Source organism: Saccharospirillaceae bacterium, from assembly GCA_022448365.1.
Taxonomy (GTDB): domain Bacteria; phylum Pseudomonadota; class Gammaproteobacteria; order Pseudomonadales; family Oceanobacteraceae; genus Bacterioplanoides.
The window spans coordinates 1-2,150 of the sequence record JAKVCS010000032.1 but is presented as its reverse complement, the minus strand read 5'-3'; the positions used below and the strand labels follow the sequence as shown (position 1 = coordinate 2,150).

Annotated in this window: 2 protein-coding genes; both read left to right on the top strand. The window is 48.1% G+C overall.

Annotated features, from left to right (window positions below; translation table 11 throughout):
* Positions 1–97 precede the first annotated feature (97 nt).
* The gene (locus tag MK185_17795) at positions 98–325 is read left to right on the top strand and encodes a hypothetical protein (protein MCH2042483.1); all 228 of its coding nucleotides are present in this window, start codon (positions 98–100) and stop codon (positions 323–325) included.
* Positions 322–2,150 (top strand): HYR domain-containing protein (locus MK185_17790; GenBank protein MCH2042482.1); only part of this gene is annotated, 1,829 nt, incomplete at its 3' end. The genes MK185_17795 and MK185_17790, both read left to right, overlap by 4 nt.

The following is a 2,150-nucleotide window of genomic DNA, read 5'->3' as shown; positions in this document are numbered from 1 at the left end:
ACGGCTGGAGGCGGTTTTGGTGCTACCGATAGCAATGGTGCTGGCGCAGCCAGCGGATCATCCCAGAGCAACTCTGGTGGACAGGGAGTAGGATTTTATGCCGGTGGTGGCGGAGGTGCAGGGGGCACGGGAATCAACGGTAGTGATCCAACTGGCGGCGATGGTGGCTCTGGTGTACAATCGGATATTACTGGTATCAATGTTTGGTATGCTGGTGGGGGTGGTGGTGCTTCTCGCCAGAACGTTTTTGGCAGAAGTGGCGGAGTTGGAGGTTCCAACATTGGCGGCAACGGCGGTGCAAATTCTAACGGTAGCAATGGAGTGAACGGCACTGGAAGTGGTGGCGGTGGTGCAGGCAGTCCTACTGGCACTAGCGCCACGATTATAGGTCAATCTGGTGTCGAAACGGTTATCCAAACAAGTGCCGCGCAATGGCATAGTGTTGCTTTTGACGCGACCATAACTAATCCAGTCATCAAAATGTCTAATATGACAAACAATGACGGTGATCCTTATTGTGTTCGTGTTCGAAATGTTTCAGATAATGGATTTGAATGGCAAATTGATGAATGGGATTATCTGGATGGTAGCCGCATACTATCTGAAGAGGTCTCATGGCTAGCCATTGCTGAGGGTACACACACTTTAGATAATGGATCTGTCATACAAGCAGGACTAACAACAGCAATAAATGAAGCTAACAAACAAGTCACTTTCGGTTCGGCGTTTGGTAGTGTGCCAGTTGTGATGTCACAAGTGATGACGAGCAATGAAATTGATGCCGTTGTCACGAGAAACAGAAATAGAACTACCGCAGGATTCCAACTGCGAATGCAAGAACAAGAATTGAATTCAAACTCCCACGCAACTGAAACTATTGGTTGGATTGCAATTGATAATGGTGGGTCTGTTACAGATGGGATTATTATCGGAGAAACAAGTAATAGCGTTAACCACAACCCAGCGACAGTGGCATTTGGTGGCACGTTTGCTAATGCGCCTACCGTTCTGCACGATCAACAAACATTTAATGGTGGTGATGCCTCGTGGACTCAAGTTAACGGTGTGACAACAAACGACTTTATCGTATCTATTGATGAAGAACAATCAAAAGACACCGAAACAAACCACACAACGGAGATCGTTGGATTCTACGCGTTGAGCGAAGAACTGCTAACCGCACAAGGCAATGGAGCTAATACTCTATCGGGTGGCGATGGCGGTAGTGGGATAGTGATCATCAAATATGCAATCGGAGTTGATGGATCTGCTGGTCTTACAGATACCTTTGCTGTAGGGAGTACTGAAATTTTGTGGACCGCAATAGACCTATCCGGGAACACGGCAACCTGTTCACAAATTGTTACTGTAACTGATGATGAAGATCCGACGATTACTTGTGCAGCTGATCAATCACAAACGGCTGATCCAGGAATGTGCAACGCAGCAGTCTCTGTCGTAGCACCTGTAACGGCAGACAACTGCGCAGTGGCTTCGGTAATCAACGACTTTAACGGAACGGCTGACGCCTCGGACAATTATCCTGTAGGAACCACCACAGTGGTGTGGACCGTGACGGATGCCTCTGGCAACACGGCAACTTGTTCGCAAGACATTACCGTTAACGACAATGAGAACCCAACGATTACTTGTGCAGCAGACGTTTCGGTTTCTACCGATTCAGGATTGTGTTCAGCCGATGTAACAATTCCGGCTCCGGTAAGCAATGACAATTGTGAAGGAAGTTCAGTTTTTTACTCTGTTGACGGTGATGAGGCTACGGGAGGAACAGTAACAACATACAGCGAGGGTGGCGTCCTTTACCGAGTTCATACATTTACAAATAGTGGAACATTCAACCTCCCTACTGATCAGGAGATAGAGTACCTCGTCGTTGGCGGTGGTGGTGCTGGGCGAAGTGGATTTAATGGTGGTGGCGGCGGTGCAGGTGGTGTGCAGACTGGAAATATGATTCTATCAAGTCAGGCTTATACTATTACAGTCGGAAATGGCGGAGTAGGATCTACTGAAAATGGCGGCAATGGCGAATCTTCATCAATTAATGGCATAATTACAGCTGGAGGCGGTTTTGGTGCTACCGATAGCAATGGTGCTGGCGCAGCCAGCGGATCATCCCAGAGCAACTCTGG